The sequence below is a fragment of the Rhizobium sp. CG5 genome, assembly GCF_023701945.1.
Taxonomy (GTDB): domain Bacteria; phylum Pseudomonadota; class Alphaproteobacteria; order Rhizobiales; family Rhizobiaceae; genus Allorhizobium.
This window is the reverse complement of sequence record NZ_JABAEF010000004.1, coordinates 279,421-304,159: the sequence shown is the minus strand read 5'-3', so window position 1 is coordinate 304,159 and position 24,739 is coordinate 279,421. Positions and strand designations below refer to the sequence as shown.

Sequence of the window (24,739 nt, the reverse complement as noted above, 5' to 3'; positions counted from 1 at the left end):
TTAAGCCGCCTTCTCCGGCGCCTGCGCACCCGGCATCTTCAACCCCAAGAACATGCTCTTGACCGAAATGCCCTCGTCAACCCGCGACCACCAGATGCCCTCATACATGAGGTCGATATCGTTGAGTGCGTCCTTGTCGAGACCGCGCAGAAACGGATACCACCAGAGCGGGGCGGAAATAGTGCGGCCGTCCGCAAGCATGACATGCACTTCGTCTTGCGTGCACCACGCCTTTACGGGCCGCATCTCTTCGGTTTCAAACTCCAAAGAAGTCATTCCACGCCTCAATCCATTCGTTTCGGTGTTCCGCAATCACCGCCAGCAAGCGCTCGATCTCTCGATCATTGTATCCAACGTTCCTCGCAACAGCCACCGCCTGCAGCCAGACCTTCAGCGACTTGCCATCCTTCACCACGTGCACATGCGCTGGCTCGTCGCGATCGAGCGCATAGAACCTGAACTTGTAACCATGCCAGACAAGCAAGGTTGGCATCGCTACTCGATCCCACTCGCCTTCACATAGTCCGCCAGCACATCATTGATCCGGCTCTGCCAGCCGGGACCGGTCTTGCGAAAATGCTCGACCACTTCCTGGTTCAGCCTCAGCCCGACACGCTCCTTGACCGGCGCTTTCTGCGGGCCGCGCTGGCCTCTGGCTTTTTCCCAGGCCGCCAGCCCATCAGGCACGACGTCTCGCGTCGGACGAAAATGGCTGAAGTCTTCCTCAGTCATCTCGCGGACCTCGCCCTCCGCATCAGTCAGAGGCAGGAGGTGGTCCGAAGGATGCTGCAAACGCTTTTTGTTCTCGGTCATTTGCTTTCCTCAAAGAAATAATCCGCAGCCGATCGCCCCTTTGGGTCCAACATAGAACATGGAGCCGGCCATCCAATGGACCCAAGCTGATGAAGCGTCTTTCTCCGTAGTCGTTACGGTCATCGATGCGGGTGAACGAAGCGTCCATGTCAAACCGGACCGCATCGGCAAAATCCAGCCCGCGCTCCCGCAGGGTCCTCTGCCTTTTCTCCTCGTCCCATTCCAGATCCATCTCTACCACACATATTTAATTGTGGCCACAAATAAATCAGGCGCTCAGGCCTCCGAACAGTGTCGGCATGTCGAGCGGACGGAAACCGTAGTGGCTCATCCAGCGGACATCGGCGTTGAAGAAATCGCGCAAGTCCGGCATGCCGTATTTCAGCATGGCGATGCGGTCGAGGCCCATGCCCCAGGCAAAGCCCTGGTATTCGTCGGGGTCGAGGCCGCCGGCGCGCAACACGTTCGGGTGGACCATGCCGCAGCCGAGGATTTCCATCCAGTCGGTGCCTTCGCCGAACTTGACGATCGGGCCTGACGAGCGATCGCACTGGATGTCGACCTCGAAGCTCGGCTCGGTGAAGGGGAAGAAGGACGGGCGGAAGCGCATCACGACATTGTCGACCTCGAAGAAGGCCTTGCAGAACTCTTCCAGGATCCAGCGCAGATGGCCGACATTGGCCGTCTTGTCGATGACAAGGCCTTCGACCTGGTGGAACATCGGCGAATGGGTGGCGTCACTGTCCTGGCGATAGGTCTTGCCGGGAATGACGATGCGGATCGGCGGCTTCTGCGCTTCCATAGTGCGCACCTGCACCGGCGAGGTGTGGGTGCGCAGCACCTTGCGCTCGCCGTTTGCGTCGGGCGCGAGGAAGAACGTGTCGTGCATTTCGCGGGCGGGATGGCCCTCCGGGAAATTCAGCGCGGTGAAATTGTAGTAGTCGGTCTCGATGTCAGGACCTTCGGCGATCGAGAAGCCCATGTCGGCGAAGATGGCGGTGATCTCGTCGACGATCTGGCTGATCGGATGGATGCGGCCACGCTCGGCCGGCGAGGAGCGGACCGGCAGGCTGACATCCAGCGTCTCGGCCTTCAGGCGCGCGGTGATCGCGGCATCCTTGAGATCGGCCTTGCGCGCCGTAATCACCTCGGTGATCTCGGTCTTCAGGGCGTTGATGGCGGCACCGCGGGTCTGGCGCTCTTCGGCGCTCATCGAGCCGAGCGTCTTCAGGAGTTCGGAGACCGAACCCTTCTTGCCGAGGGCGGCGAGGCGGACCGCTTCGATGCCGGCTTCATCCGCGGCTGCCGTAATGTCGGCGAGGAGCGCCGTCTTCAATTGATCCAGATCGGACATGTTCGTCTTTCCTGCCCTTGTTCCGCAACCGGATCTAATGCCCGGCTCATGACGCTGCAATGAAAAAACCCGCGCCAGTTCTCCCAGCGCGGGTTTCCCAATACCAAATTCAGTTTGGGACGCGCTGATTACCTTACAGCGGTTTCAAACTCGTTGGCGGTGCCGGCATCCTTGAGATACACGAGAGCCTTCTTGGAGGCAGCCACCAGGGCGCCGAAAGCTTCCGGCTCATGGATGGCCATGTCGGACAGGACCTTGCGGTCAACTTCGATGCCGGACTTGTTCAGGCCGTCGATGAAGCGGCCATAGGTCAGGCCGTGCTCGCGGACAGCCGCGTTGATACGCTGGATCCACAGAGCGCGGAAGTTGCGCTTGTTGACCTTGCGGTCGCGGTAGGCGAATGCCTTCGAGCGATCCACGGCAGCCTTGGCGGCCCGGATGGTGTTCTTGCGGCGGCCGTAGAAGCCCTTGGCTGCCTTGAATACTTTGTTGTGCTTGGCGCGGGAAGTTACGCCACGTTTTACGCGTGCCATGTCATGATCTCCTTAATGATCCAAATGTGCCGAGTCTCAGAGACCGTTGGGCAGGTAGTTCTTGATGACCTTCTTGCCATCTGGTTCGGCGAGAACCATCGTGCCGCGAGCGTCACGAATGAACTTGTTGGACCGCTTGATCATGCCGTGGCGCTTGCCAGCGGCGGCTGCGAGGACTTTGCCGGTCGCGGTGATCTTGAACCGCTTCTTGGCAGCCGATTTCGTCTTCATCTTGGGCATTTTGCTACTCCATTTTTCTTGTATCGAAACAGGCAGACGAATGCCCATTTTCAAGCATAAAGAACGGCCACGGCATGCCCTGCCGGACCGTTCGGACGGGCGCTTATAACCGCAGCCGGTTAAAAGCGCAACGGGTATTGCGGGAATCTTGCCTCGAAAGGCAGGTGTTCCGGGTCAATGCCCCATCGCCGGCGACAGAAGTCGTCCTGCGAAGACCCGACTGGCGTCACTTGGGCGCCAGTACCATCATCATCTGGCGGCCTTCGAGCTTGGGCTCGGCTTCCACCTTGGCAATTTCTACCGTGTCTTCCTTGACCTGCAGCAGCAGTTTCATGCCGAGTTCCTGGTGCGCCATTTCGCGACCACGGAACTTCAACGTGACCTTGACCTTGTCGCCGTCTTCGAAGAAGCGGTTCATCGCCTTCATCTTCACCTCATAGTCATGGGTGTCGATATTGGGTCGCATCTTGATTTCTTTGACTTCGACGATCTTCTGCTTCTTGCGGGCTTCGGCAGCCTTTTTCTGGGTGGCGTATTTCAGCTTGCCCAGGTCCAGGATCTTGCAAACCGGCGGCTCGGCATTCGGCGAGATTTCAACCAGATCCAGGCCCGCGTCCTCGGCCATTTTCAGGGCCTCGTCGGTCGCGATCACACCGATATTCTGGCCTTCTGCATCGATAAGCTGAACTCTGGGAATCCTGATTTCCCGGTTGGAGCGCGGCCCGTCCTTGGTGGGGGCGTCGGCTTTAAAAGGTCTGCGAATGGTCGTATTCTCCTCAATTGTTTCGAATGGCCGCAAGGGTCGGCGGCCCTGACTTAGGCAATTTTCCGGCAATGTGGCTATTGCTGCGGCGTAGTCAATAGCATGTCTATTTGAAAAAATCACCTGCTGTGCGTACTCGAACGAATCTGTTTTATAAAAAACGTCCCCTCTCGGAGTGTTCTATGTCCGCAAATCCATCCGAAACGTCGCCGAACTTCCTTTCCGTCGGCGAAAATGCCGAAAGCCGGGAGATCGCCGTGCTGCTGCGCACGGACATGTCGGGGCAGACGCGGCCAGCGCTGATGTGGCTCGGCGGTTACCGGTCCGACATGAGCGGCACCAAGGCCGTCGAGATGGAGGCGCTCGCTGCCGAGCTTGGTTGTGCGTCGATCCGCTTTGATTATTCCGGTCATGGCGTATCGGGGGGCGAATTTCGACTCGGCACCATTTCGCGCTGGCTGGAGGAGGCCATGGCCGTGCTCGTTCATGCGAGCCCCAGCCGCGTCGTCCTCGTCGGCTCGTCCATGGGCGGCTGGGTGGCGCTGCGGCTTATCCAGGAACTGAAACGGCGCGGCACGGGACCCGAAGTGGCCGGTCTGGTGCTGATCGCCCCCGCGCCCGATTTTACCTGCGACCTGATCGAACCGCATCTGACCGAAGTCGAACGGGCCTCGCTTGACGAGCGCGGCTATTTCGAAGAGCCGTCGGAATACAGTTCCGATCCCAATATCTTCACGCGCGCGCTGATCGAGGACGGTCGACAGAACCGTGTTCTCACCGGCATTATCGACACCGGCTGCCCGGTGCATATCCTGCAGGGCATGGTGGACAGGGACGTGCCCTTCGCCCACGCCTTGAAACTGATGGAGCATCTGCCGGTCGACGACGTGACCCTGACCCTCATTCGCGACGGCGACCACCGCCTGTCGCGACCGCAGGATATCGAACGGATGCGGGCGGCAATCACAGCGCTCGCTGCGGCCTGATCGGGCGCATCTTAACCATAGCGGACAATTGAACGGTGACCCGGCACGCTGAAGATTGACTCTCGTCCCCGATAGATCTTAACTCTTTGTTAAGGATATAGGGGACGAGTTCATGATGAACAGGTCACGCGTGCTGGCTTTGGTGCTGGCCGGATTTGCGCTTTTTGCGCCTGAGACGGGCGCAATGTCAGCGCAGAATGGGCCACAGGCCATGGTGACCGGCAGCGTGACGTCGCAGCCTATCGGCCATTACGAATTCTGCCGCGTCTACAAAGACGAATGCGCCGTGCGCACCAAGCTGCAGCCGGCGCCACGGCTGACCCCGCATGGCTGGACCACGGTCCAGGTCATCAACGGCGACGTCAACCGGGCCATCATGCCGATGACGGACCGCGAAATCTTCGGCCGCGAAGAGGTCTGGGCCTATCCGACCGAGGTCGGCGATTGCGAGGACTTCGTCCTGTTGAAGCGCAAGAAGCTGATGGAAGCCGGCTTTTCGCCTGCAGACCTGCTGATCACCGTCGTTCGCAAGCCGGATGGCGAGGGCCATGCCGTCCTGACGCTGCGCACCTCCCAGGGCGACTTCATCCTCGACAATCTGGTTGACGACCTGAAGCTGTGGGTCGACACCCCGTATACTTATCTCAAGCGCCAGGCGAGCTTCGACAGCGGCCGCTGGGTCACGATCGAAAATGGCCGCGACGTTCTGGTCGGCGCCTTGAAGTAATCCCGTTGTCCAGCCTATCCTGATCAGCCATTGCCGATCAGGATACCGGCTGCCAGCACCAGCGAGCCACCCAGCACGACCTGCATGGCGGCGCGCAGGAACGGCGTATCCATGTAGCGGTTCTGGATGAAGGCGATGGCCCAGAGTTCGACGAAGACCACCACGGCCGCCGTCGCCGTCGCCGTCCAGAAATGCGGGATCAGATAAGGTAGGGCATGACCAAGGCCGCCGAGCGCGGTCATGATGCCTGAGGCAAGGCCCCGTTTGATCGGCGAGCCACGACCCGACAGTTTTCCATCATCATGAGCTGCTTCCGTGAAGCCCATGGAAATGCCGGCGCCGACAGAGGCCGAAAGGCCGACCAGGAAGGTCTGCCAGGTGTCGCCGGTGGCAAAGGCCGCAGCAAAGATCGGTGCCAGTGTCGAGACCGACCCGTCCATCAATCCGGCCAGGCCGGGCTGCACATAGGTCAGCACGAATTGCCGTCGCGCCGTTTCGCTCTCCTCGGCCTTGACATCTTCCGGGGTATGCTTGTCGCCCAGCATCTGGGCAATTTCCTCGTGGCCCTGCTCGGCCAGCGCCAGATCGCCCAGAAGCTTGCGCGTCGAGGCATCGGTGGTCATGCGGGCGGCCTCGGTATAGAACCTGAACGCACCCTGCTCCATCAATTCCGCTTCGGCGCGGATCTGGTCCAGCGTCTGGTTGGCGCGCAGCCAATCGGGCTTGCGATCGTAGAAATCCCGGACATGCTCGCGCCGCACAAGCGGAATACGCTCGCCGAAGCGCTGGCGATGCATCTCGATTAGCATGTTGCGATGGGTATGCTCGACCTCCGCCATATCCTCGAAAACCTTGGCCGATTGCGGATATTGCGCCCGCAACTGATCGGCATAGGCCAGATAGATGCGCGCATCATCTTCTTCCGATGAAATTGCAAGGCCGAGCACTTCCTGTTCGCTCAGGCTCTTGAACGGTCGTTTCGAAGATGGAAGGAAATGGCGGAACATGAGATTCTCCGTTTAGAATAATTCTAATTTACGTCGCCATCCGCTGCCGGTCAAGGCTGCGCAATGTCCTGCGTCGCCGTGACGCTTATGTCCGCACTGGTAAACCTCGACGGTATCATCCATTTGACCGATGAGCCGTTGTCGATCAAAAGGAAATGCGCCGCGATGACAAGGGGCGGAAGTGCAAGGAGAAAAGCCATGGCTGCAGACCTGTCCGGCCGAGCCGCCCATCTGGCGGAGATCCGCCTGCGGGCCGAAGCCGAGATGGCACAGATCGGCGTCGACGAGGCTTTTATCGACCGGCTTGTCGAGACCTTTTATGGCCGTATCCAGGCCCACGAGAGGCTGGGACCGGTATTCGACGCGCGGCTTGCCGGACGCTGGCCGGGGCATCTCGCCAAGATGAAGAGTTTCTGGTCGGCGATTGCCTTCAAGAGCGGCGCCTATGGCGGCAAGCCGGTTCAGGCCCATCACGGCGTCGCCGGTATGGAGGAAGGATTGTTTATCGAATGGCTGGCGCTGTTTGCCGCAACGCTCGACGACATCGCCCCGACGCCGCAGGCCAAGGCCTGGTTCATGACCTCGGCCGAGCGGATTGCCAAGAGCCTCGTCCTTGCCCTGTTCTACAACCCCGCCCTCGACGACCCCGCTCGCCGGCCTGCGTAATTTTCCATCTGCGGACAAGAATCGTGCGCAATTTTCGCCAAGCGTTCGACGCTGCGACGAAATGTTATCGCGTTTTAGGTTGCATCCTGCCTTTTGCCATGGTTAGACCCCGCCGGAGCCGCAGGCGTATCCAGAGGACATAACCCAAGGTAAAAGTCATGAATCGTCGTTCATTCTTCCAAAAAGCTGGCACAACCGGTCTGGGTGCTGCCGCCACTGTTGCATTGGCCGCCCCGGCCATCGCCCAGGAAAACCCCAAGGTCACCTGGCGCCTGACCTCGTCTTTCCCGAAAAGCCTGGATATCATTTTTGGTGCGGCGACGGATATTGCCAAGAGCGTGGCTGAGGCCTCCGGCGGCAATTTCACCATTCAGACCTATGCCGCCGGCGAGATCGTGCCGCCGCTGCAGGCCGCCGATGCCGTCGAGTCCGGAACGGTCGAAATGGCCCATACCTGCTGCTATTACTATATCGGCAAGGACAAGACCTTTGCGCTCGGCACAGCCATCCCGTTCGGTCTCAATGCGCGCATGACCAATTCCTGGTTCACCGCCGGCGGCGGCACGGAGCTGATCAACGAATTTCTCGCCGGCTACAATCTTCATGCCCTGCCGGCCGGCAATACCGGCGCCCAGATGGGTGGCTGGTTCCGCAAGGAAATCAACACGATCGACGACCTCAAGGGCCTGAAGATGCGCATTGCGGGCCTGGCCGGCGAAGTCATGGCCAAGGTCGGCGTGACGCCGCAGCAGATTGCCGGCTCGGACGTCTATCCGGCGCTTGAAAAGGGCACCATCGACGCCACCGAATTCGTCGGTCCCTATGACGACCTGAAGCTCGGCTTCTACAAGGTCGCCAAGTACTACTACTACCCGGCCTGGTGGGAAGGCGGCCCGGCGGTGCACGCTTTCTTCAATCTGGAGAAGTTCAACGCCCTGCCGGAAAACTACAAGCGCATGCTGACCGATGCCTGCGCGGCGGCCAATGCCCGCATGCTCGCCCGCTATGACGCGGCCAATGCCGGTGCCCTGCGCACGCTGGTGGCCGAAGGCGCGCAACTGCGGCCGTTCAACTCGGACATCCTCGATGCCTGCCACAAGGCAGCCGTCGAGACCTATGCCGAGCTCAGCGCCAGCAACCCGGCCTTCAAGAAGATCTACGACAGCCAGCAGGCCTTCAAGCAGGATGCCTATCTCTGGGCACAGGTCGCCGAATACAGCTTCGACACCTACATGATGATGCAGCAGCGCGCCGGCACACTGTAAATCGCATCACGACACCATCGACAGACTGAAGACGCCCCGGACATTGCTGACCGGGGCGTCTGCCGTTTGGCGTCAGGGCTTGTCGTTCAAAGCCAGCCCCGCCGTTTGAAATAGTAAAAGGGCAAGGCTGCGGAGAGGATCATCACGGCAACCGCCCAGGGGTATCCCAGCGACCACTGCAGTTCCGGCATCAGGTTGAAATTCATCCCGTAGATCGAGGCTACCAGGGTGGGCGGCAGAAAGACCACCGAGGCCACGGTGAAGATCTTGATGATCTGGTTCTGCTCCAGATTGATCAGCCCAAGCGTCGCATCCAGCAGGAAATTGATCTTGCCGGAGAGAAACGTCGCATGGTCGCCAAGGGACGATGCATCCCGTTGCAGGAGCTTCACCATCTGGCGGATTTCCTTGGCCGGTTTGCGCGTCTGGGTCTCCAGCGCGGCATGATAGGCCACCACGCGCGAGATGCTGACCAGGCTTTCACGCACGCCGCTCAAAAAGTCGCCCTTCTGACCAAGTTGTTCGATCAGCGACTGCAGATCCTTGGTCTTCTTGGTCGACGACGCCGACTTGCCGCGAAAAACCTCACGCGAAATACCGTCAATTTCGTTGCCGATCCGCTCCAGCACATCCGCCATGCGGTCGATGATCGCCTCCAAGATGCCAAACATCAGCTCTTCGCCGGCCAGGTAGACCTGACCATTGGCGCGCATGGCCCGGTTGGCGAACACGACAAAGGGCTTTGGCTCTGCATAGCGGATGGTCACGAGGGCCGACCCCTTCAAGATGAAGGTCACCGGCGTCTTGAGCGGCGCACCATTGTCGAGATTGGTGAGCGCGGTAATGGTCATGAACTCCGCGCCGTCCTCCTGATAGAGCCGTGAGGAAAGTTCGATCTCTTCCATCTCGTCGCGCGTGGGAATGGAAACGCCAAGCGCCTCTTCGACCGACCGGCCCTCCGGTGATGTCGGATTGACAAGATCGTACCACAGAACAGTCGGTGCCATGGTGTTTTCGGATGAAACGAGTGGATCGCGCAGAACGAGACGCTCTGCCTCGCGAGAGTACTTGTGCAGCATGACGATGCTCCTTCTGGGAGAATGCCCATCCGGAGCGGGAACACGGGTCCTTTACCGGATCGAACAGAAAGATTGAGTCGATCTTCGACTGTCGGGGTCCATTGGTGTGTTCCTTGCAAAAGGTGGCCAAGATCGCCACCACCGCCCGAATGAGCCGGAAGTCGCCGTTCGTCAAGCCCTTTTTCCCGTATCGCACATCCCGTCCGATGATCGGCTGGACATGCCCGTCCGCCTCATCTGTGAACCGGAATCGCACGCCCCGCCAACTAGGCGGAGGCGCTTTGCGTTTATTGCGCGGACGCAGGCGACAGGCCACCTCCGGATGCCACCTCGGTCCATCGCGCCACAACGCCTTCGGTTCGTGCCCGGACGTCGGGTGACGCAAGGCATGTGGCAACCGCTTCATAACCGGGCGCACCGGGATAGGGTGCCACGCGCGTCGGCGGGCTGTGATTGGCCGGGCAGAGAATGATCGCTTCATCGGCACCCAGCGCCGCCAGATCGAGGATCGAGGAGGAGCGCGTCAGCATCAGGAGCCGCGGTCCGCTGGCGCCGCGCCGGCGCAAATAGGCAGCAAACGCCTCCTGCGAGGCGGCATCAAGCCCCTGCTCCACCATATCGATTACCAGCGTCCCCGGTCCTTTTGCCTCCAGCGCCACCAGCAGCGCGGTCAGTGCCGGAGAGAGTGTCGCCCCATCTTCCACCAACCAGGCACTGGCGTCCTCGACGCGCGCTTCTAACTCCGGATCGCCCCACAACTGCGCTTCGGTCGCGCCGTCTGTCAGCCGCTCCAATCCGAGGAAACACGCATCAGCCAGGGACGTGGCAATGGCGCGAGCCAGCCTCGTCTTGCCGCTTCCCAGCGGACCGATGATGTAGGTGAGCCGGGGAAGCCCGCGCAATTCGAAATGCTCTCCGCCCCAGGGCCAGGGCAGGTCGAAGGCGACGTCGATCTCGGCAGCCTGACGCGTCAACCCCTTGAGTTCGGCAACGGAGGGAGCTTTTCCTTCGGCCAGATCGCCTCTGATCGCACGGATCCGCTCCACCGTTTGCGCCATCGATCGCATTTCCAGTTCCAGCGCGGCCTGGCGGTTTGCAAGCGCCGTTTCCAGACTTGCCGCCTCGCCACCCAGCACGCGCGCCACCTGGGCAAGGCTCAGCCCCAAGCCTCGCAACGCGGCAATCTCACCCGCACGGGCCATCTCTTCAGGTCCATAGACGCGCCATCCGGCAGCGGTGCGCAAGGGCGATATCAGACCGCGCCGTTCATAGAGGCGCAAGGCTTTGGCGGACACCCCGAGCGTTCGGGCCGCATCGGCCGGATTGAGAAATTGATCGGACATGGGCATGGAATCACCTCGCTGGTTGTTGGTGCCCAGTTCTATCGAGGCTGCCCCTAGGTCCGGGTCAAGTCTCTTTTTTTCATGCTTGCAGCCCCTCCAGCACATTGGCGACATTCAAGCCGATCTGCGGGACGCCGTAGCCGCCTTCCATGCAGGTGAGGATGGGCAGGCCACTGGCCGCAATCATCTCGCCCATGCGCCGGAAATCCGGTGTCTTCAGCTTGAAGAAGCTGATCGGGTCCTCTTCGAACGTGTCGACGCCGAGCGAGACGACGATGGCCTCTGCCCCATAGGCCTTGATGCGGGCCAGCGCGTCGGCAAGGGCTGCGGACCAGACATGCCAGGGGGTGCCGGCCGGCATCGGGTAGTTGACGTTGCAGCCCTCGCCCCTGCCCTCGCCGGTCTCGTCGGCATAACCGAGGAAGTAGGGAAAGGCGTCGAGTGGATCGCCATGCAGCGAGGCGAAGAAGATGTCATCGCGCCGGTAGGTGATATCCTGCGTACCATTGCCGTGGTGGAAATCGACGTCGAGGATGGCAACTTTGGCAGCGCCATGCTCCAGCAGGCGCTCGGCGGCAACGGCTGCGTTGTTGATGAAACAATAGCCGCCGAACAGGTCGACGCCGGCATGGTGGCCGGGCGGGCGGCAGAGCGAGAAGGCAAAGCGGTTGCCGGCGTTCAGCCAGTCGGCACCCGACAGCGCGACGTTCATCGAGGACAGGGCGGCCTCATAGGTACCCTTGGAAATCGAGGTTTCGACGGAATTGGCATAATAGCCGACCGCACCGTCGATATGGTTGGGAACCCTTTGGCGCGAACGGCGATAGGCAAAGGCGGTGGGAATGGCCTCGCCTTCGAAACCCTGCGCCACCCAGCGCTCCCAGCAGGTGTGCAGGAATTCCAGATAGCGGGCATCGTGGATCTTCAGGGCCGTGGCGAGCCCGTGATCGGCGGGCGCCACCACATCGGCAAAGCCTGCCTTGCGAACCGCTTCCAGTATCCATTCGGCGCGGAACGGTCCTTCAAACGGCTTGACCAGCAGGCCGCCATGCAGCTCCGTCTTGGCGTCCCTGAGTCTGTGGTCTTCGGAATAGAATACGCGCATGAGGTTTCACTTTCCCGGGCCGATATCGATCCGGGAAAGGTAGCGTCGAAGCGATCGGCTTTACAAGATTGCGACGACCAGATTTCGGTCGGGCGACCAAAAATCGCGACGCCCCAGGTCAGGCGATCCGCTTGTAGAAGATCGTCGTGTCGCAGAAGCGGCCGTCGGGAAACAGCGCGTAGTCGGGCACGACGCCGGCCCGGATCCAGCCGAGCTTCTCATAGATCGCTTCGGCCGGCTCGCCGGTCGCGGTGTCGAGTACCAGCAGGGTCTTGCGGTTGCGGGCCGCCTCGCGTTCGGCAAACGCCATCAGCTGGCGCGCCAGGCCGAGACCGCGATTGTCCGAATGCACCAGCAGCTTCTTCAGGTCGGCGCGGTGCGGCTGGTTGGGCATGGCCGCAAAGCCTATCTGCACGGTGCCGACCACACGGCCCTCGATCTCCGCCACGATCAAAAGCACATCACCGGCCCCCACCGCCCGCGCCACAGCCTGCCAGAACGGTCTGGCATCCGACGGCTGATAGGGCTCCATGAAACCGACCGAGGCGCCGCCGTTGACGCAATCGGACAGGATTTCGCAGAGGTCGGGCAGTGCTTTCAGGGTTTCGGCTTCGGTGAGCAGGCGGATGGTCGTCATTGGGAACTCCATGGGGCAAAAATGAACCGCTCACCGGCCGCCGAGATCGATGATCACGGCATAGCGGGAGGGCATGGGTGTCGGATTGTGGAAGGAATGGACTTCACCGATGTTCATGTGCAGGCAATCGCCGGGGGTGAGCCGATAGGTCTCATCGCCGACCGCGAGCTCCATCTCGCCCTCGAACAGCCAGACATGCTGCCACTGGTTGCGGCTGGCAGGCTGGGCGGCAAAGCGCACCGTGGCGCCGGGCGGAAACTCGACCTCGACGACATCGACCCGCGCGCCGGTACCGGGCGGCGAGACGGAGCGACGGCGATAGCCGGTCTCAGGATCGCGCCACACCGCCTGGGTTTCGCGCCTGGCCAATGGCGAACCCGTCGTCTCGGTTTCCTCGAAAAATGCCGATAGCGAGAGGCCGAGAGCCGAGCACAGCCTGGCGAGCAGGGCTGCCGTCGGGCTGGCCTGGGAGCGCTCGATGCGCGAGATCATCGCCCGGCTGACGCCCGAGAGGTCGGCCAGATCCTCGATCGTCATGGCCCGGGCCATCCGCAGAGCCTTGACCTGGGCTGCAATGTTTCGAGTGAAATGCTCTTCGGATCTTTCCATTATCATAGAATTCATGGATACGATAATGGAGTCAAGAGCCTATCGCCGGGCGCGTTAAAATCCTATTGTGCGGTGGCGGGAATTTATCCGGATTTGCCCTCTTGCGCTTCTGCCCATTCCCGGCCTTTTTCCCGTGCCAGATGGCAAGGCATGATTCGCATGCGGCTCCCTCACAGAATGCCGTCCCGAAGACCCAGGCTGGAACCGGCGTCAATTGCCCAAGGAGAGTGGCATGAACGAACTGAAGAGATCGAAAATCGAGGAAATGCGGCCGAAAATCACCGTGATCGGGGTTGGCGGCGGCGGCGGCAATGCGGTCAACAACATGATCGCCGAAGGCCTGGAAGGTGCGGAATTCGTGGCGGCGAACACCGATGCCCAGGCGCTGACCATGTCGAAGGCGTCGCGAATCATCCAGCTCGGCGCAGAAATGACCGAGGGTCTGGGCGCCGGTTCCATTCCCGAGACCGGACGGGCAGCCGCCGAGGAATCCCTGCATGAGGTGATGGACCACCTGGCCGGCACGCATATGTGCTTCGTGACGGCCGGCATGGGCGGCGGCACCGGCACCGGTGCAGCGCCTGTCATCGCGCGTGCGGCCCGCGAGGCCGGCATCCTGACGGTCGGCGTCGTGACGAAACCCTTCACCTTTGAAGGCCAGCGCCGCATGAAGGCCGCCGAGGAAGGCATCGAGCGGCTTCGCGAAGCGGCCGATACGGTCATCGTCATTCCCAACCAGAACCTGTTTCGCATAGCCGACGCCAAGACGACCTTTGCCGATGCTTTCGTGATCGCCGACCGGGTGCTCTATTCGGGCGTCAGCTGCATCACCGACCTGATCGTTCAGGAAGGCCTGATCAATCTCGACTTCGCCGATGTCAAATCGGTGATGAAGGGCATGGGCCGGGCGATGATGGGCACCGGCGAGGCGACCGGCGAAGGCCGGGCCATGCGGGCCGCCGAAGCGGCGATCGCCAATCCGCTGCTTGACGAAGTCTCGATGCGCGGTGCGCGCGGCGTGCTGATCTCGATTTCCGGCGGCATGGACATGACGCTGTTCGAGGTCGACGAGGCCGCCGCCCGTATCCGCGACGAGGTCTATGACGATGCGGATATCGTCGTCGGTGCGATCTTCGACAAGCGTCTCGATGGCGTGTTCCGGGTCTCTGTGGTGGCCACCGGGCTTGGCGAACGCTGACAAACGCTGTTTGCCTCTAAGACGGATGCGGCGGCCCTCAAGCGACCGCCGCATTCAAAGGATCGGCCTGCGGCAGGATCCAGGTCTCAAAGGCCAGCATGGCCGGTGTCGGCGTGGCCGATTTCAGGCGCGTCAGCCAATAGCTGCCCATCGAGGTGGTGAGTTCGAACGGCTGCGTGACGGCGCCTGACGACAGCAGACGGGTAAACATCATCGGCGGCGCCAGCGTCGAATCAAACACGATGCCTTTCGGCAGGCTGGCCGGGCGCAATCAAGAATAGGGATTGACCATGTCCATCATCCTGACACGGCGGCGCTTTTCGATGGCCGCCAGCTCGCTTCTTGCAGCGGGAGTCCTGGCGCCAGCCGGTCTTGCCACAGGGGCAATCGCTGCTGAAGACCCCATGGCAGCAACTCTGCAGCAGATCGAACGCCGCATCACTGCGCGTCTCGGCGTCGCCATCCTCGATACGCAAACCGGCCGGCAATGGAGCCATCGCGGCGACGAGCGCTTTGCGATGTGCAGCACCTTCAAGGCGATTGCCAGCGCCGCGGTTCTTGCCCGGGTCGACGCCGGCGAGGAGGATCTTAGCCGCCGTATCAAGATCAGCGCCGACGACATCATCGACCATGCGCCCGCGGCTGAAAAACGGATTGGCGGCTTCATGACCATGAGAGAGCTTTGCGCGGCGGCTGTGACCCTCAGCGACAATACTGCCGCCAACCTGATCCTCAAAAGCCTCGGCGGACCGGAAGGCCAGACCCGGTTTTTCCGGTCGATCGGCGATGAAACAACCCGGCTTGATCGATGGGAACCTGAACTCAACGAGGCCCAGCCCGGCGATCCGCGTGACACCACGACGCCGGCTGCCATGGCCAAAACCCTGCAGACACTTATCACCGGTGATGTCCTGACCCCACAGTCGCGCCAGCAACTGTCGGCCTGGATGATTGCCAATACCACGGGCGGGGGAAAACTCCGGGCCGGCCTTCCACGCGACTGGGTGGTGGGCGACAAGACCGGCAGCGGCCGGCTCGGCACCGCCAACGACATTGCCGTGATCTGGCCGCCGGCGCGCAAGCCGGTCTTCATCGCGGTCTATATCACCGAGACCAAGGCATCCATGGACGACCGCAATGCGGCCTTGGCCGAGATTGCCCGCACGATGGTGACGGCGCTGCAGGGCTGATGCCGCATCTTTTCAGCCCCGGTGGCGCGGCCCCCAGGCCTGCCCACCGGGGCGTCGCATGCCCGACTTGCGACGCGGGAATGGTCGTTGACGGCTCTTTTCCGTCACCCCCGATCGGATAGACTGGCGCTTTCATAGGCGATTCGCCGCGTCCGGCGCCCCCTCCAGATCTTCGAAAGCAATCCCGATGGCCGACACCGCGTCCAAGCCGGCATCGCCGCTCTCCATCGTCAGCATCGTCGCCTCCATGACGGCGGTGGCGGTCGGCAACGGCATGATGTTCGCCTATGTGCCTTTCGTGCTGGCGACCGAGAAGGCGCCGACCTGGATTTCCGGCGCGGCGGTCACCGCGGTTGCTCTCGGCGGGCTGATCGGCTGCGTCATCGCCGGACCGCTGATCCGCCGTGTCGGCCATGCCCGGCTGTTTGCCTGCTCGATGGCGCTGGTCATTCTGGCCGCCGTGATCATCGCGTTCGGCGTGCATCCGCTGGCCTGGGTCTTGGCCCGTGGCCTCTATGGCTGTGCCGGCAATGCCAATTTCATCATCTCGCAGAGCTGGCTCAACCATGCCGCTGCCAATTCCTGGCGCGGCAAGGCCATGTCGACCTTTTACATGGCCTATGTGTTCGGCATGGGTTTCGGCGCCTGGCTGTTCGGCGAGATCCCGGCAGCCGGCAATATTGCCCCGCTGGTCACCGTCGCCTTTACCGCGCTGGCCATTCTGCCGATCGGCCTCACACGCCTGCCGACACCTCCGGCACCGGCCAGGGTCAGCATCGACCTTCGGCTCGCCTGGAAGAATTCGCCCGTCGGCCTGGTGGGCGTGCTCGCCGCCGGGGGACTGTCGATGGCGGTTCAGGGTTTTACGCCGATCTATGCGGCCGCCGACGGCGCCAGCCAGAAAGACGTCGCGCTTTTGATGTTCGTCATGCAGTTCGGCCTGATCGCCATCCAGTACCCGATGGGCACCCTGTCCGACCGTATCGACCGGCGCATCGTGCTGATCGCTACCTGCCTGATCATCGCGGCGATTTCCGTCGTTGCGCTGGGCGTGCCGTTCAGCCAGTTGCCGCTGTTGATGCTGGTCTTTGCGATCTTTGCCGGGTCGGTCGAAACGGTCTATTCGATCGCCAATGCCCATGCCAATGACCGAACGGAACCCGGCGATTTCGTCTCGCTGTCCTCGACCCTGCTGGTGGCGTGGTCGACGGCGGCCACCCTCGTCCCGCTCGGCATTACCCTGCTGACGCCGGTGTTCGGACCGCAAACCTTCATCTATGCCGCCATGGCGGTGTCGCTGGCCTATGCGGGGTTCGTCGCCTTCCGGCTCTACGGACGGCCGGAAAGTGCGAGCGGCCAGGGCGAGGGCTTCGAACTGATGAGCGCTCAGGTGCCGAATGCCGGCGCCTTGGTGGACGACGACAAGGCTGACGACGCCACTCGCTGAATTCGACGCTTCGCGCGGCAAATTCGCTGTGTTTCGCCCTTCCGCAGTTCCGGGCAAGAGTTCATTTAGGCTGTTGGCATAGTCTGGCTATCCCTCAGGCAGGGAAATCGTCTATTCACCTTGCCTGACACAGGAAAGCGGGATCGCATCATGCTCCAGTTCAAGACCTCTACCGGCGTGGTGACTGTCGACAACTGGGGCTACCAGCTGCAGGGACTGAACGGCGATCCGCAGAACGTCAGCCTGCTGATCTCGGCCACCCATGATCTGCTCGTCATCGATTCCTCGCGCGACGGCACCAATGCCGGTCGCTTTAGCGAGGCCGAGGTGACCCGCATGAAGGACGGCATGGGCGGGCGATCGGTGGTGGTCTCCTATATCTCGATCGGCGAGGCTTCAGATTTCCGCGATTACTGGGACAGCGACTGGACGACGACCGGCAAGGCCACCGGCCGATTGACCGACGAGGCGCCGGACTGGCTGGGGCCTCTCAATCCCGACTGGCCGGAATCACGCAAGGTGCGCTACTGGGACCAGGACTGGCAGGACACCATGTTCAACGACAGCAAGACCGGGGATCTCGACGCTATCGTCAAGGCCGGCTTCGACGCCGCCTATCTGGATATCGTCGACGCCTATTATTTCTGGGGCGCCGAAGTCAAACCGGCCGACCGCCAGGCCGGCGATCCGGCCAATGCCAAACAGGCCGCCCAGCGTATGGTCGACTTTGTGGTGGCCATGACCGAACATGCCCGCGAGACCAATCCAGACTTCTTCGTCATTCCGCAGAACGGCGCCTGGATCCTCGACGATCTCGGCACCGATACGGCGCGCAAACGGGCCTATCTCAATGCCATCGGCGGCATTGCGGTCGAGGATCTCTACTATCGCGGCGACAAGGACGAGAACAATGCGCTGCGGCCTGATGAGGAGACGATCGCCGTGCTGAAGCGCGATTTCGTCGACAAGGGCATCCCCGTCTTCGTCGTCGACTATATCAGCGGCGCCAGTCGCGTCGCGGCGTTCAACGAGATGGTGCTGGCCGACGGCTTCATACCGTTCGCCGCGCCTGAACGCGATCTCGACCGGCTGGTCGGCACCTATGATGGCGATCCCGCCTATATCCGGCCCACGGCGCAGGCGGATGTGCTGCGCGGCTCGACACTCACCGACCGGATCGATGGCCTGGCCGGCAACGATAGGATCTCCGGACGCAGCGGCCATGATACGCTGTTCGGGCGCGACGGCGATGATCGGTTGTGGGGCAGCACTGGCAATGACAAACTGTCCGGCGGCACCGGCAATGACAAGCTCTTCGGGGGCGCAGGACACGACACGCTGACCGGTGGGAGCGGCAAGGATCAGTTTATCTTCGACACCCGACTTGGCACAACGAATAGCGATACGGTGGCCGATTTCAGCGTGACCGACGACCGGATCCTGCTGGACCAGGATATCTTTACGCGACTGCCGACGGGGTCCCTGAAAGCGACCGCCTTCGTCATCGGCACAAAGGCGGCCGATGCCAGCGATCGGATCATCTATAACAGCAAGACGGGCGATCTGTTCTACGATACCGACAGCTCCGGCAAGGGTGCGGCGATCCAGTTCGCCGAACTCGACGCGCACCTCAAACTGACGGCAGGTGATTTCCTGATCTTCTGAAAACCTCACCCGGACATTCGCGACTGGTCGGCATTTGCCACGTCCTTGATCGCAAATGGCCGGCATTCATTGCATTTCGCCGGGCACGATCGGTAAAATTCTTTGCAGTTTAGGAGGTTCCATTGTATGCGGGCGCATGAGCACAAATTCGACCCGCACGCCCCTTGACCATATCCGCAACTTCTCGATCGTGGCCCATATCGACCACGGCAAGTCGACGCTGGCCGATCGCCTGATCCAGACGACCGGCGGCCTTGCCGAACGCGACATGTCCGAGCAGGTGCTGGATTCGATGGATATCGAGCGCGAGCGCGGCATTACCATCAAGGCCCAGACGGTGCGGTTGCACTACAAGGCCAACAATGGCGAGACCTATATCCTCAATCTGATCGACACACCCGGCCATGTCGACTTCGCCTATGAAGTGTCGCGGTCGCTGTCGGCCTGCGAAGGCTCACTGCTTGTGGTTGACGCCTCCCAAGGTGTGGAAGCGCAGACGCTGGCCAATGTCTATCAGGCGATCGACAACAACCACGAGATCGTCACCGTCCTCAACAAGATCGACCTGCCGGCCGCGGAACCCGACCGCATCCGCGAGCAGATCGAGGAAGTGATCGGCATCGACGCCTCCCAGGCCGTGCTGATTTCGGCCAAGACGGGCCTTGGCATTCCCGACGTGCTGGAAGCCATCGTCCACCAATTGCCGGCGCCGAAAAGCGAAATGGGCGAAAAGGGCCCGCTGAAGGCGCTGCTGGTCGACAGCTGGTACGACACCTATCTCGGCGTCATGGTTCTGGTGCGCATTCTCGATGGTGTCCTGACCAAGGGCCAGACCATCCGCATGATGGGCACCGATGCCAAATACCAGGTCGAGCGCGTCGGCGTTCTGACGCCGAAGATGCTGGCCGTCGACAGCCTCGGCCCCGGCGAGATCGGCTTCTTCACCGGCTCGATCAAGGAAGTGGCCGATACGCGCGTCGGCGATACGATTACCGAAGACAAGAAGCCGACGGCCCAGGCCCTGCCGGGCTTCAAACCGGCCCAGCCGGTGGTGTTCTGTGGCCTGTTTCCGGTCGATGCCGCCGATTTCGAGGATCTGCGCGCCGCCATGGGCAAGCTGCGGCTCAACGATGCCTCCTTCTCGTTCGAAATGGAAAGTTCGGCCGCGCTCGGCTTCGGCTTCCGCTGCGGCTTCCTCGGCCTATTGCATCTGGAAATCATCCAGGAGCGGCTGGAACGCGAATTCGATCTGGATCTGATCGCCACCGCGCCGAGCGTTGTCTACAAGCTGTCGATGACCGACGGCACGGAGCGCGAGCTGCACAATCCGGCCGACATGCCCGATGTGGTGAAGATTTCCGAGATCCACGAGCCGTGGATCAAGGCGACGATCCTCACGCCGGACGACTATCTCGGCGGCATTCTGAAGCTCTGCCAGGACCGCCGCGGCATCCAGACGGAACTCACCTATGTCGGCAAGCGCGCCATGCTGACCTATGAACTGCCGCTCAACGAAGTGGTGTTCGATTTCTACGACCGCCTGAAGTCGATCTCCAAGGGCTATGCCTCGTTCGACTATCATCTCGACGGCTATCGCGAAGGCAATCTGGTAAAAATGTCGATCATGGTCAATGGCGAGCCGGTCGATGCGCTCTCCATGCTGGTGCACCGCTCGGCGGCCGAAAAGCGCGGCCGCGACATGTGCGAGAAGCTGAAGGACCTGATCCCGCGGCACATGTTCAAGATCCCGATCCAGGCGGCCATCGGCGGCAACGTCATTGCCCGCGAAACCATCTCGGCCATGCGCAAGGACGTCACCGCCAAATGCTACGGCGGCGACGCCACCCGCAAGCGCAAGCTCTTGGACAAGCAGAAGGCCGGCAAGAAGCGCATGCGCCAGTTCGGCAAGGTGGACATTCCCCAGGAAGCGTTCATCGCGGCGCTGAAGATGAGCGACGAGTGATCAAGAGGCCTTCGGGCCTCTTTTTATTATCCGGGGTCAGAGAGAACCTGCGCCCAATTTTGACGATTGTGCAGAATGCGAACCACGAACACGCCGGTTTGGTCGCTTGTATAGATAATAAGATGGCTCGCGTGAGGATGGATTCTCACCGGTGGATTGAACCTATTTCGTTCATGAGCGATGAGAGGCGTTGACTCGATCAATTCCAAGGTCATCCTGAGGTCGGCGTTGTAGCGCTCCGCCTGAGCAGACCCGAAGGCTGCGGCGCCGTAAACATAGATCGTAATCAGATCCTCTTCAGCCTCGACGCTGAGCCGCAACGTCATTTTGTCGCCCGACGACGCGCTTCACTCAAGAGTTCATCCAGGCTGCGCGTTCCGATACCGCTCGCGATCCCTTCGTCGATGAGACGTTGAAGCTCACTGAGACCAATCACACGCTCCTGATCGCGACGAATCAAGTCGCGCACATAGTCGCTCGCGTTGCCGTAACGCCCGCCTTCGGTCTGCCTTTCGACCCATTGCTTCATCTGATCGGGCAGGGAAATATTCATCGTGACCATGCAAATCTCCTTTGGCATATAATGGCAAGGTTTGCCAAACCGAGCAAGATCACTGCTCAGAAGGCGCGTCTGAAGCGTGACTGAGCCAAGGACCGCGCAAGACCTTTGCCCTTGCCTGCAAGACGCGGTATACTTGGCTGTCGCGATGGAGACCCTGATGAGCCCTAAGGCAAAAAAGGCCACTGAACTCTCTCTCAATGATGCGCTGATTGCCGAGGCGATAGCGCTCGGCCTCGACGTGTCGAATGCGGCCGAGGACGGCATCGCGCGTGCGGTGAAGGCGGAGAAGGAACGGCGCTGGAAGATCGAGAATGCCGAGGCCATACAAGCCGCGAACGACTACGTCGCCAAACATGGCCTGCCGTTCGCCAAATATCGGAACTGGTAGCGACCTATGGCCCGCTTCCATGTTCACCGCACGGAAGCGACGGCAGTCTTGCGATCGATCTGCAATCGAACCTGCTGGATGCGCTGGACACCCGCGTCGTTGCCCCCTTGTTTCCGGTCGACACTCTAGCCAAACTGGTCTTGCGGCTCAATCCTCGCTTTGAAGTTGATGGTCAGGCATTAGTGATGCTGACGGAGTTCCTGACGACCATCCCAGCGTCCGCGCTCGGCCCGTCCATCGCCGACCTGTCCTCACGATCCGACGAGATCACCGCGGCGACGGATTTCCTCTTCCAGGGTTTTTGAGCCCCGCTTGCCGAGCCGCATCGAGCGCGCTAGCATTCGAATGCAATCATAAGCGCAGAAAGCGCTGGCATTTCGCGAAAGGGAGACGGCATGCACAAGTTCAAGATTCTGAAGACCGAGAAGGGCGAGTTCCGCGTTCAGTTCGTCTACAATGCCGAAGTGATGGTCTGGTCGGAAAACTATACCGCCAAGGCGGGTGCCAAGAATTGCATCGAATCGATCAAGAAGAACGCGCCGGATGCCGCGACGGTCGATGTCAGCAAGGACGAGGTTGGGTCGGGCTATCGTTTCGAAATCGTAGAAAGCAAGGACGGTCAGCATTTCGTCCGCTTCAAGGCGTCCAACGGCGAGACCATGGTGCGTTCGGAAACCTATGCGTCGAAGGCCAGCGCCAAGAACTGCATTGAATCGGTTAAGAAGAATGGACCAAGTGCGCCCGTCGATGACGAGACCGCTGTCGCAAGCTGACTGAACTGCGCGGTACCGGCAGGCGCCGTCCGTTCACAGGCGATTTACCAAACCTGCCCCATAAAAAAGCCGCCCGCCTTGATGGCGAGCGGCTGTTCTTATTGTCAAGATCAGCCGTTTACGGCTGCGTCGTGCCGGAGTTTGGCGTGGCCGGAGCCGGGGTCGTCGCGGCTGGTGGCGTTGCCGGAGCCGGAGTGGTCGGCTCTACGGCCGGCGCGGTCTCTGTCGCCGCCGGCGGCGTGGCGGACGTTGCTGCCGGATCAGTCGACGGACCGCTCATCAGGGACCATGCGACGAGACCAACAACCACCACGGCTGCAACAACAAACCACGGGGTCATGTTCTTGCGCGGCGGGGGCGGGGTCGGCGTTTTCAGATCGGGTCGATTGAGATTGGGGTTCGGATTGGAATTCGGATCATAAGCCATGGGTAATTTCCTCCTTGGTATGATGCGAAAACGTGCTGAACGCCGGATTGTTCCATGACCGCGCTGCGGCTCGCTTAGATCAACCCCAGCGAACTGCCCGCCAGCATCGTCGAAAAGCCGAGCAGGATGGTGGCGGCGCAACGATAGACCAATGTTGGATGACTATGGCGGGCGGCGCGCAGCAGGGTGGCGCCCGCCGTCAGCCAGAAGCTGGCGACCAGCACCACGATCGCCGAAAACAGCGCGAGATAGGGCAGCACGATCTGGGGTGCGCCATGGGGCATGAAGACCAGACCGATGATCAGCGCCTTCGGATTGAGCACGGTGGTCACAAACACGCGACGGAAGGTAACGAAGCCCGCAGAGCCCTGCGCCAGCAATCCATCGGCCGGCAAGCCCCAGAGCTGGACCGCCAGAAACAGCACCCAGGCCGCAGAGCCGAGTTTCAAGGCGCTGCCGACCAAAGGCTGATCCGACAAAAGGGTCGCGGCAAACAGCGCCACCGGTGTGATCGTCATGAGATAGCCGCCGATTTCGGCAGCGATCAACGGCGATGATGCCTTGAACCCTCGCGCGCCGCCAGCGATCGCCAGAAGCGTATTGGTCGGTCCGGGGGTGAGCAATAGCAGCAGGGCAGCAAGGGTGAAGCCGGCAATATCCACGCGTAGTCTCCGTTCGTCCGTCGCGGGCCACCATAACGGCTGAGGGGCGGCCCGTCTTGATCTCGGTCAAGCATTCAGCGACAGGATTACCCTTTCAGGGGCCGCCGCTCGGTCAGAAAATAGAGCAGAGCCACGACCGGCAGGGCAAGGCCGAGCGAAGAGGCAAGCCACCAGCCACCTTCGGCAAAGGCCCAGGCACCCACCGCCGAACCAATGGCGCCGCCGAGAAAGAAGGTCGCCATGTAGAGACCGTTCAGTCGGCTGCGCAACTCGGCGCCAAGGCCGTAGATCGCCCGCTGGCCAATCACCAGCGTGGTGGTCACGCCGAAATCCAGCAGGATACCGGCAAAGACCAGCAGGCCGAGCGCCAGCGTCGAGCCATGGTCGGCCAGATGGGTGATCAGGAAGGCGACGGCAACGCTCAGAATGCCCAGCACCGTTGCGGGGCGCGACAGGTTGCGGTCGGCGAGCCGCCCGGCAATCGGCGAAGCGATGGCACCCGCCACGCCGGCAAGCGCAAAAAGCGCAATGCCGCGCTGCGTCAGTTCGTAGCCTGGGCCAGCCAGCAACAATGGCGTGACGGTCCAGAACAGGCTGAAGGCGGCGAACTGACAGGCCTGGTAGGCGGCGCGACGGCGCAGGACCGGCTCCGTGACCACCAGGCGCCCCATGGAGGCGAGCAGGGCGCCATAGCTGAGCCTGGCTGCCGGTCGCCGCTCAGGCAGCGTGCGGGCCAGCAGCAGCCCGAGCAGGACCATGAGGGCGGCGGAGAGGAAGAAGACGAGATGCCAGGAGGACAGACCAGCCAGGAAACTCGCCGCCGGCCGGGCCAGCATGATGCCGAGCATCAGGCCGCTCATGACATTGCCGACCACGCGGCCGCGGGTCACGTCCGGCGCCAGGTTGGCGGCAAACGGGACGATGATCTGCACCGCGACAGAACCGATGCCGATCAGCAGGCAGAAGCCCAGGAATGGCGCCGGAGACCCCGACAGACCGGCACCGATCAGCGCCAGGGTGACGATGCCGATCATCGTCAGGATCAAGCGCCGGTTTTCGAGCAGATCGCCCAGTGGCACCAGCAACAGGAGACCGAGGCCATAGCCGATCTGGGTCAGTGTGACGATCAGGCCCGTCGCCTGAGGCGGCAGACCGATCTCCACCCCGATCGGCCCGGCCAGCGGCTGCGCATAATAAAGGTTGGCGGCAATCAGGCCGCAGGCGGCCGCCATGATGAAGGTCAGGCCGGCTGATATCCCCGCAGGCTTGGCGGACGTCTGGGGTGGGACGGTGGTGTTCGACAATGACATGCAAATCTCCGTATTTTGGAAATAATC

Annotated in this window: 31 protein-coding genes and 1 pseudogene; 12 read left to right on the top strand and 20 right to left on the bottom strand. The window is 61.6% G+C overall.

Annotated elements, in window-relative coordinates; genetic code table 11:
* The 8 genes from HGO38_RS09535 to infC all read right to left on the bottom strand — a co-directional run bounded on the left by HGO38_RS09535 (position 1) and on the right by infC (position 3,703).
* A complete protein-coding gene (locus tag HGO38_RS09535; protein ID WP_250955639.1) occupies positions 1-276 on the bottom strand; it encodes a DUF2442 domain-containing protein in 276 nt (91 codons plus the stop codon).
* Positions 257-493, bottom strand: a complete 237-nt coding sequence (locus HGO38_RS09530) for a DUF4160 domain-containing protein (RefSeq protein WP_250955638.1) — start codon at positions 491-493, stop codon at positions 257-259. The genes HGO38_RS09535 and HGO38_RS09530 overlap by 20 nt, the downstream gene beginning before the upstream one ends.
* A 2-nt stretch (positions 494-495) precedes the next feature.
* Entirely contained in the window at positions 496-813 is a 318-nt protein-coding gene (locus HGO38_RS09525; RefSeq protein WP_250955637.1) for a BrnA antitoxin family protein, read from the bottom strand.
* Entirely contained in the window at positions 755-1,045 is a 291-nt protein-coding gene (locus tag HGO38_RS31125; RefSeq protein ID WP_352230467.1) for a BrnT family toxin, read from the bottom strand. Before HGO38_RS31125 ends, HGO38_RS09525 begins: the two co-directional genes overlap by 59 nt.
* A gap of 36 nt (positions 1,046-1,081) precedes the next feature.
* Positions 1,082-2,167 carry a phenylalanine--tRNA ligase subunit alpha gene (pheS, locus tag HGO38_RS09520; protein ID WP_250955636.1) on the bottom strand — a complete coding sequence of 362 codons (1,086 nt, stop codon included), beginning with the start codon at positions 2,165-2,167 and terminating at the stop codon, positions 1,082-1,084.
* A gap of 128 nt (positions 2,168-2,295) precedes the next feature.
* Positions 2,296-2,700: a 50S ribosomal protein L20 gene (gene rplT / locus HGO38_RS09515; protein WP_168473903.1), complete on the bottom strand. Its 405-nt coding sequence runs from the start codon at positions 2,698-2,700 to the stop codon at positions 2,296-2,298.
* Positions 2,701-2,736: 36 nt separating this feature from the next.
* Positions 2,737-2,940: a 50S ribosomal protein L35 gene (gene rpmI / locus HGO38_RS09510; RefSeq protein ID WP_054151415.1), complete on the bottom strand. Its 204-nt coding sequence runs from the start codon at positions 2,938-2,940 to the stop codon at positions 2,737-2,739.
* Positions 2,941-3,166: 226 nt separating this feature from the next.
* Entirely contained in the window at positions 3,167-3,703 is a 537-nt protein-coding gene (infC, locus tag HGO38_RS09505; RefSeq protein ID WP_168474028.1) for a translation initiation factor IF-3, read from the bottom strand.
* 182 nt (positions 3,704-3,885) lie between these two features.
* On the opposite strand from infC, the gene HGO38_RS09500 reads away from it, so the two are divergent.
* Positions 3,886-4,689, top strand: a complete 804-nt coding sequence (locus tag HGO38_RS09500; protein ID WP_250955635.1) for an alpha/beta hydrolase — start codon at positions 3,886-3,888, stop codon at positions 4,687-4,689.
* 184 nt (positions 4,690-4,873) lie between these two features.
* Positions 4,874-5,416, top strand: coding sequence for a transglutaminase-like cysteine peptidase (locus tag HGO38_RS09495; protein ID WP_250955691.1), 543 nt, complete (start codon positions 4,874-4,876; stop codon positions 5,414-5,416).
* Between the two features lie 23 nt (positions 5,417-5,439).
* On the opposite strand, the gene mbfA is transcribed toward HGO38_RS09495, so the two are convergent.
* Positions 5,440-6,423 carry an iron exporter MbfA gene (gene mbfA / locus HGO38_RS09490; protein WP_250955634.1) on the bottom strand — a complete coding sequence of 328 codons (984 nt, stop codon included), beginning with the start codon at positions 6,421-6,423 and terminating at the stop codon, positions 5,440-5,442.
* Positions 6,424-6,621: 198 nt separating this feature from the next.
* On the opposite strand from mbfA, the gene HGO38_RS09485 reads away from it, so the two are divergent.
* Positions 6,622-7,089: a group III truncated hemoglobin gene (locus tag HGO38_RS09485; protein ID WP_250955633.1), complete on the top strand. Its 468-nt coding sequence runs from the start codon at positions 6,622-6,624 to the stop codon at positions 7,087-7,089.
* A 158-nt stretch (positions 7,090-7,247) separates the two neighbouring features.
* Positions 7,248-8,354 (top strand): TRAP transporter substrate-binding protein, encoded by a 1,107-nt coding sequence (locus tag HGO38_RS09480; RefSeq protein WP_250955632.1) that lies wholly within the window; start codon positions 7,248-7,250, stop codon positions 8,352-8,354.
* 86 nt (positions 8,355-8,440) lie between these two features.
* Here the strand turns inward: HGO38_RS09480 and corA are convergent, their stop codons facing one another.
* The 5 genes from corA to HGO38_RS09455 form a co-directional block, all read right to left on the bottom strand.
* Positions 8,441-9,433, bottom strand: a complete 993-nt coding sequence (gene corA / locus HGO38_RS09475; RefSeq protein ID WP_250955631.1) for a magnesium/cobalt transporter CorA — start codon at positions 9,431-9,433, stop codon at positions 8,441-8,443.
* Between the two features lie 287 nt (positions 9,434-9,720).
* Positions 9,721-10,776 carry a MerR family transcriptional regulator gene (locus tag HGO38_RS09470; RefSeq protein WP_250955630.1) on the bottom strand — a complete coding sequence of 352 codons (1,056 nt, stop codon included), beginning with the start codon at positions 10,774-10,776 and terminating at the stop codon, positions 9,721-9,723.
* 79 nt (positions 10,777-10,855) lie between these two features.
* Positions 10,856-11,881, bottom strand: a complete 1,026-nt coding sequence (locus tag HGO38_RS09465; protein ID WP_250955629.1) for a histone deacetylase family protein — start codon at positions 11,879-11,881, stop codon at positions 10,856-10,858.
* 118 nt (positions 11,882-11,999) lie between these two features.
* Positions 12,000-12,518, bottom strand: a complete 519-nt coding sequence (locus HGO38_RS09460; RefSeq protein WP_250955628.1) for a GNAT family N-acetyltransferase — start codon at positions 12,516-12,518, stop codon at positions 12,000-12,002.
* Between the two features lie 30 nt (positions 12,519-12,548).
* The gene (locus tag HGO38_RS09455) at positions 12,549-13,127 is read right to left on the bottom strand and encodes a helix-turn-helix domain-containing protein (RefSeq protein ID WP_250955627.1); all 579 of its coding nucleotides are present in this window, start codon (positions 13,125-13,127) and stop codon (positions 12,549-12,551) included.
* Between the two features lie 232 nt (positions 13,128-13,359).
* Between HGO38_RS09455 and ftsZ the strand changes: the two genes are divergently transcribed.
* Entirely contained in the window at positions 13,360-14,325 is a 966-nt protein-coding gene (gene ftsZ, locus HGO38_RS09450) for a cell division protein FtsZ (protein ID WP_250955626.1), read from the top strand.
* Between the two features lie 37 nt (positions 14,326-14,362).
* On the opposite strand, the pseudogene HGO38_RS09445 reads toward ftsZ, so the two are convergent.
* Positions 14,363-14,587: pseudogene (locus HGO38_RS09445) on the bottom strand (LysR family transcriptional regulator); the annotation flags it as partial.
* A gap of 61 nt (positions 14,588-14,648) precedes the next feature.
* On the opposite strand from HGO38_RS09445, the gene bla reads away from it, so the two are divergent.
* The 4 genes from bla to lepA all read left to right on the top strand — a co-directional run bounded on the left by bla (position 14,649) and on the right by lepA (position 20,590).
* Positions 14,649-15,515 (top strand): class A beta-lactamase, encoded by an 867-nt coding sequence (gene bla, locus HGO38_RS09440; RefSeq protein WP_502941529.1) that lies wholly within the window; start codon positions 14,649-14,651, stop codon positions 15,513-15,515.
* Positions 15,516-15,702: 187 nt separating this feature from the next.
* Positions 15,703-16,962: an MFS transporter gene (locus tag HGO38_RS09435; protein ID WP_250955624.1), complete on the top strand. Its 1,260-nt coding sequence runs from the start codon at positions 15,703-15,705 to the stop codon at positions 16,960-16,962.
* Positions 16,963-17,112: 150 nt separating this feature from the next.
* Complete coding sequence (locus HGO38_RS09430) at positions 17,113-18,627, top strand: MJ1477/TM1410 family putative glycoside hydrolase (RefSeq protein WP_250955623.1); 1,515 nt, start codon at positions 17,113-17,115, stop codon at positions 18,625-18,627.
* A gap of 136 nt (positions 18,628-18,763) precedes the next feature.
* On the top strand, positions 18,764-20,590 hold the full coding sequence (lepA, locus tag HGO38_RS09425; RefSeq protein ID WP_250955622.1) for a translation elongation factor 4: 1,827 nt from the start codon (positions 18,764-18,766) through the stop codon (positions 20,588-20,590).
* Positions 20,591-20,616: 26 nt separating this feature from the next.
* On the opposite strand, the gene HGO38_RS09420 is transcribed toward lepA, so the two are convergent.
* Positions 20,617-20,916: a type II toxin-antitoxin system RelE/ParE family toxin gene (locus tag HGO38_RS09420; protein WP_250955621.1), complete on the bottom strand. Its 300-nt coding sequence runs from the start codon at positions 20,914-20,916 to the stop codon at positions 20,617-20,619.
* Positions 20,913-21,152 carry a type II toxin-antitoxin system ParD family antitoxin gene (locus HGO38_RS09415; protein WP_250955620.1) on the bottom strand — a complete coding sequence of 80 codons (240 nt, stop codon included), beginning with the start codon at positions 21,150-21,152 and terminating at the stop codon, positions 20,913-20,915. The genes HGO38_RS09420 and HGO38_RS09415 overlap by 4 nt, the downstream gene beginning before the upstream one ends.
* A gap of 157 nt (positions 21,153-21,309) precedes the next feature.
* Here HGO38_RS09415 and HGO38_RS09410 point away from each other — a divergent pair, with 157 nt between their 5' ends.
* The 3 genes from HGO38_RS09410 (at position 21,310) to HGO38_RS31250 (ending at position 22,313) form a co-directional block, all read left to right on the top strand.
* Positions 21,310-21,540, top strand: coding sequence for a type II toxin-antitoxin system CcdA family antitoxin (locus HGO38_RS09410; RefSeq protein ID WP_250955619.1), 231 nt, complete (start codon positions 21,310-21,312; stop codon positions 21,538-21,540).
* A complete protein-coding gene (locus HGO38_RS09405; protein ID WP_352230468.1) occupies positions 21,450-21,845 on the top strand; it encodes a CcdB family protein in 396 nt (131 codons plus the stop codon). Before HGO38_RS09410 ends, HGO38_RS09405 begins: the two co-directional genes overlap by 91 nt.
* Positions 21,846-21,935: 90 nt before the next feature.
* Entirely contained in the window at positions 21,936-22,313 is a 378-nt protein-coding gene (locus HGO38_RS31250) for a YegP family protein (RefSeq protein ID WP_502941525.1), read from the top strand.
* Between the two features lie 118 nt (positions 22,314-22,431).
* On the opposite strand, the gene HGO38_RS09390 is transcribed toward HGO38_RS31250, so the two are convergent.
* The 3 genes from HGO38_RS09390 to HGO38_RS09380 all read right to left on the bottom strand — a co-directional run bounded on the left by HGO38_RS09390 (position 22,432) and on the right by HGO38_RS09380 (position 24,712).
* Positions 22,432-22,740: a hypothetical protein gene (locus HGO38_RS09390; RefSeq protein ID WP_250955618.1), complete on the bottom strand. Its 309-nt coding sequence runs from the start codon at positions 22,738-22,740 to the stop codon at positions 22,432-22,434.
* A gap of 74 nt (positions 22,741-22,814) precedes the next feature.
* On the bottom strand, positions 22,815-23,402 hold the full coding sequence (locus tag HGO38_RS09385; RefSeq protein ID WP_250955617.1) for a LysE family translocator: 588 nt from the start codon (positions 23,400-23,402) through the stop codon (positions 22,815-22,817).
* 86 nt (positions 23,403-23,488) lie between these two features.
* Entirely contained in the window at positions 23,489-24,712 is a 1,224-nt protein-coding gene (locus HGO38_RS09380) for an MFS transporter (RefSeq protein WP_250955616.1), read from the bottom strand.
* Between the last annotated feature and the right edge of the window lie 27 nt (positions 24,713-24,739).

Excerpts from the sequence above, each read along its gene's own strand:
- HGO38_RS31125 (WP_352230467.1), bottom strand. The coding sequence starts at position 1,045 with ATGGATCTGGAATGGGACGAGGAGAAAAGGCAGAGGACCCTGCGGGAG.
- HGO38_RS09525 (WP_250955637.1), bottom strand. The coding sequence starts at position 813 with ATGACCGAGAACAAAAAGCGTTTGCAGCATCCTTCGGACCACCTCCTG.
- HGO38_RS31250 (WP_502941525.1), top strand. The coding sequence starts at position 21,936 with ATGCACAAGTTCAAGATTCTGAAGACCGAGAAGGGCGAGTTCCGCGTT.
- pheS (WP_250955636.1), bottom strand. The coding sequence starts at position 2,167 with ATGTCCGATCTGGATCAATTGAAGACGGCGCTCCTCGCCGACATTACG.
- corA (WP_250955631.1), bottom strand. The coding sequence starts at position 9,433 with ATGCTGCACAAGTACTCTCGCGAGGCAGAGCGTCTCGTTCTGCGCGAT.
- HGO38_RS09465 (WP_250955629.1), bottom strand. The coding sequence starts at position 11,881 with ATGCGCGTATTCTATTCCGAAGACCACAGACTCAGGGACGCCAAGACG.
- HGO38_RS09485 (WP_250955633.1), top strand. The coding sequence starts at position 6,622 with ATGGCTGCAGACCTGTCCGGCCGAGCCGCCCATCTGGCGGAGATCCGC.
- HGO38_RS09435 (WP_250955624.1), top strand. The coding sequence starts at position 15,703 with ATGGCCGACACCGCGTCCAAGCCGGCATCGCCGCTCTCCATCGTCAGC.
- lepA (WP_250955622.1), top strand. The coding sequence starts at position 18,764 with ATGAGCACAAATTCGACCCGCACGCCCCTTGACCATATCCGCAACTTC.
- rpmI (WP_054151415.1), bottom strand. The coding sequence starts at position 2,940 with ATGCCCAAGATGAAGACGAAATCGGCTGCCAAGAAGCGGTTCAAGATC.
- ftsZ (WP_250955626.1), top strand. The coding sequence starts at position 13,360 with ATGAACGAACTGAAGAGATCGAAAATCGAGGAAATGCGGCCGAAAATC.
- bla (WP_502941529.1), top strand. The coding sequence starts at position 14,649 with ATGGCCGCCAGCTCGCTTCTTGCAGCGGGAGTCCTGGCGCCAGCCGGT.
- HGO38_RS09535 (WP_250955639.1), bottom strand. The coding sequence starts at position 276 with ATGACTTCTTTGGAGTTTGAAACCGAAGAGATGCGGCCCGTAAAGGCG.
- HGO38_RS09390 (WP_250955618.1), bottom strand. The coding sequence starts at position 22,740 with ATGGCTTATGATCCGAATTCCAATCCGAACCCCAATCTCAATCGACCC.
- mbfA (WP_250955634.1), bottom strand. The coding sequence starts at position 6,423 with ATGTTCCGCCATTTCCTTCCATCTTCGAAACGACCGTTCAAGAGCCTG.
- HGO38_RS09460 (WP_250955628.1), bottom strand. The coding sequence starts at position 12,518 with ATGACGACCATCCGCCTGCTCACCGAAGCCGAAACCCTGAAAGCACTG.
- HGO38_RS09380 (WP_250955616.1), bottom strand. The coding sequence starts at position 24,712 with ATGTCATTGTCGAACACCACCGTCCCACCCCAGACGTCCGCCAAGCCT.
- HGO38_RS09455 (WP_250955627.1), bottom strand. The coding sequence starts at position 13,127 with ATGGAAAGATCCGAAGAGCATTTCACTCGAAACATTGCAGCCCAGGTC.
- HGO38_RS09500 (WP_250955635.1), top strand. The coding sequence starts at position 3,886 with ATGTCCGCAAATCCATCCGAAACGTCGCCGAACTTCCTTTCCGTCGGC.
- HGO38_RS09430 (WP_250955623.1), top strand. The coding sequence starts at position 17,113 with ATGCTCCAGTTCAAGACCTCTACCGGCGTGGTGACTGTCGACAACTGG.
- HGO38_RS09495 (WP_250955691.1), top strand. The coding sequence starts at position 4,874 with ATGTCAGCGCAGAATGGGCCACAGGCCATGGTGACCGGCAGCGTGACG.
- rplT (WP_168473903.1), bottom strand. The coding sequence starts at position 2,700 with ATGGCACGCGTAAAACGTGGCGTAACTTCCCGCGCCAAGCACAACAAA.
- HGO38_RS09410 (WP_250955619.1), top strand. The coding sequence starts at position 21,310 with ATGAGCCCTAAGGCAAAAAAGGCCACTGAACTCTCTCTCAATGATGCG.
- HGO38_RS09480 (WP_250955632.1), top strand. The coding sequence starts at position 7,248 with ATGAATCGTCGTTCATTCTTCCAAAAAGCTGGCACAACCGGTCTGGGT.
- HGO38_RS09415 (WP_250955620.1), bottom strand. The coding sequence starts at position 21,152 with ATGGTCACGATGAATATTTCCCTGCCCGATCAGATGAAGCAATGGGTC.
- HGO38_RS09420 (WP_250955621.1), bottom strand. The coding sequence starts at position 20,916 with ATGACGTTGCGGCTCAGCGTCGAGGCTGAAGAGGATCTGATTACGATC.
- HGO38_RS09470 (WP_250955630.1), bottom strand. The coding sequence starts at position 10,776 with ATGTCCGATCAATTTCTCAATCCGGCCGATGCGGCCCGAACGCTCGGG.
- HGO38_RS09530 (WP_250955638.1), bottom strand. The coding sequence starts at position 493 with ATGCCAACCTTGCTTGTCTGGCATGGTTACAAGTTCAGGTTCTATGCG.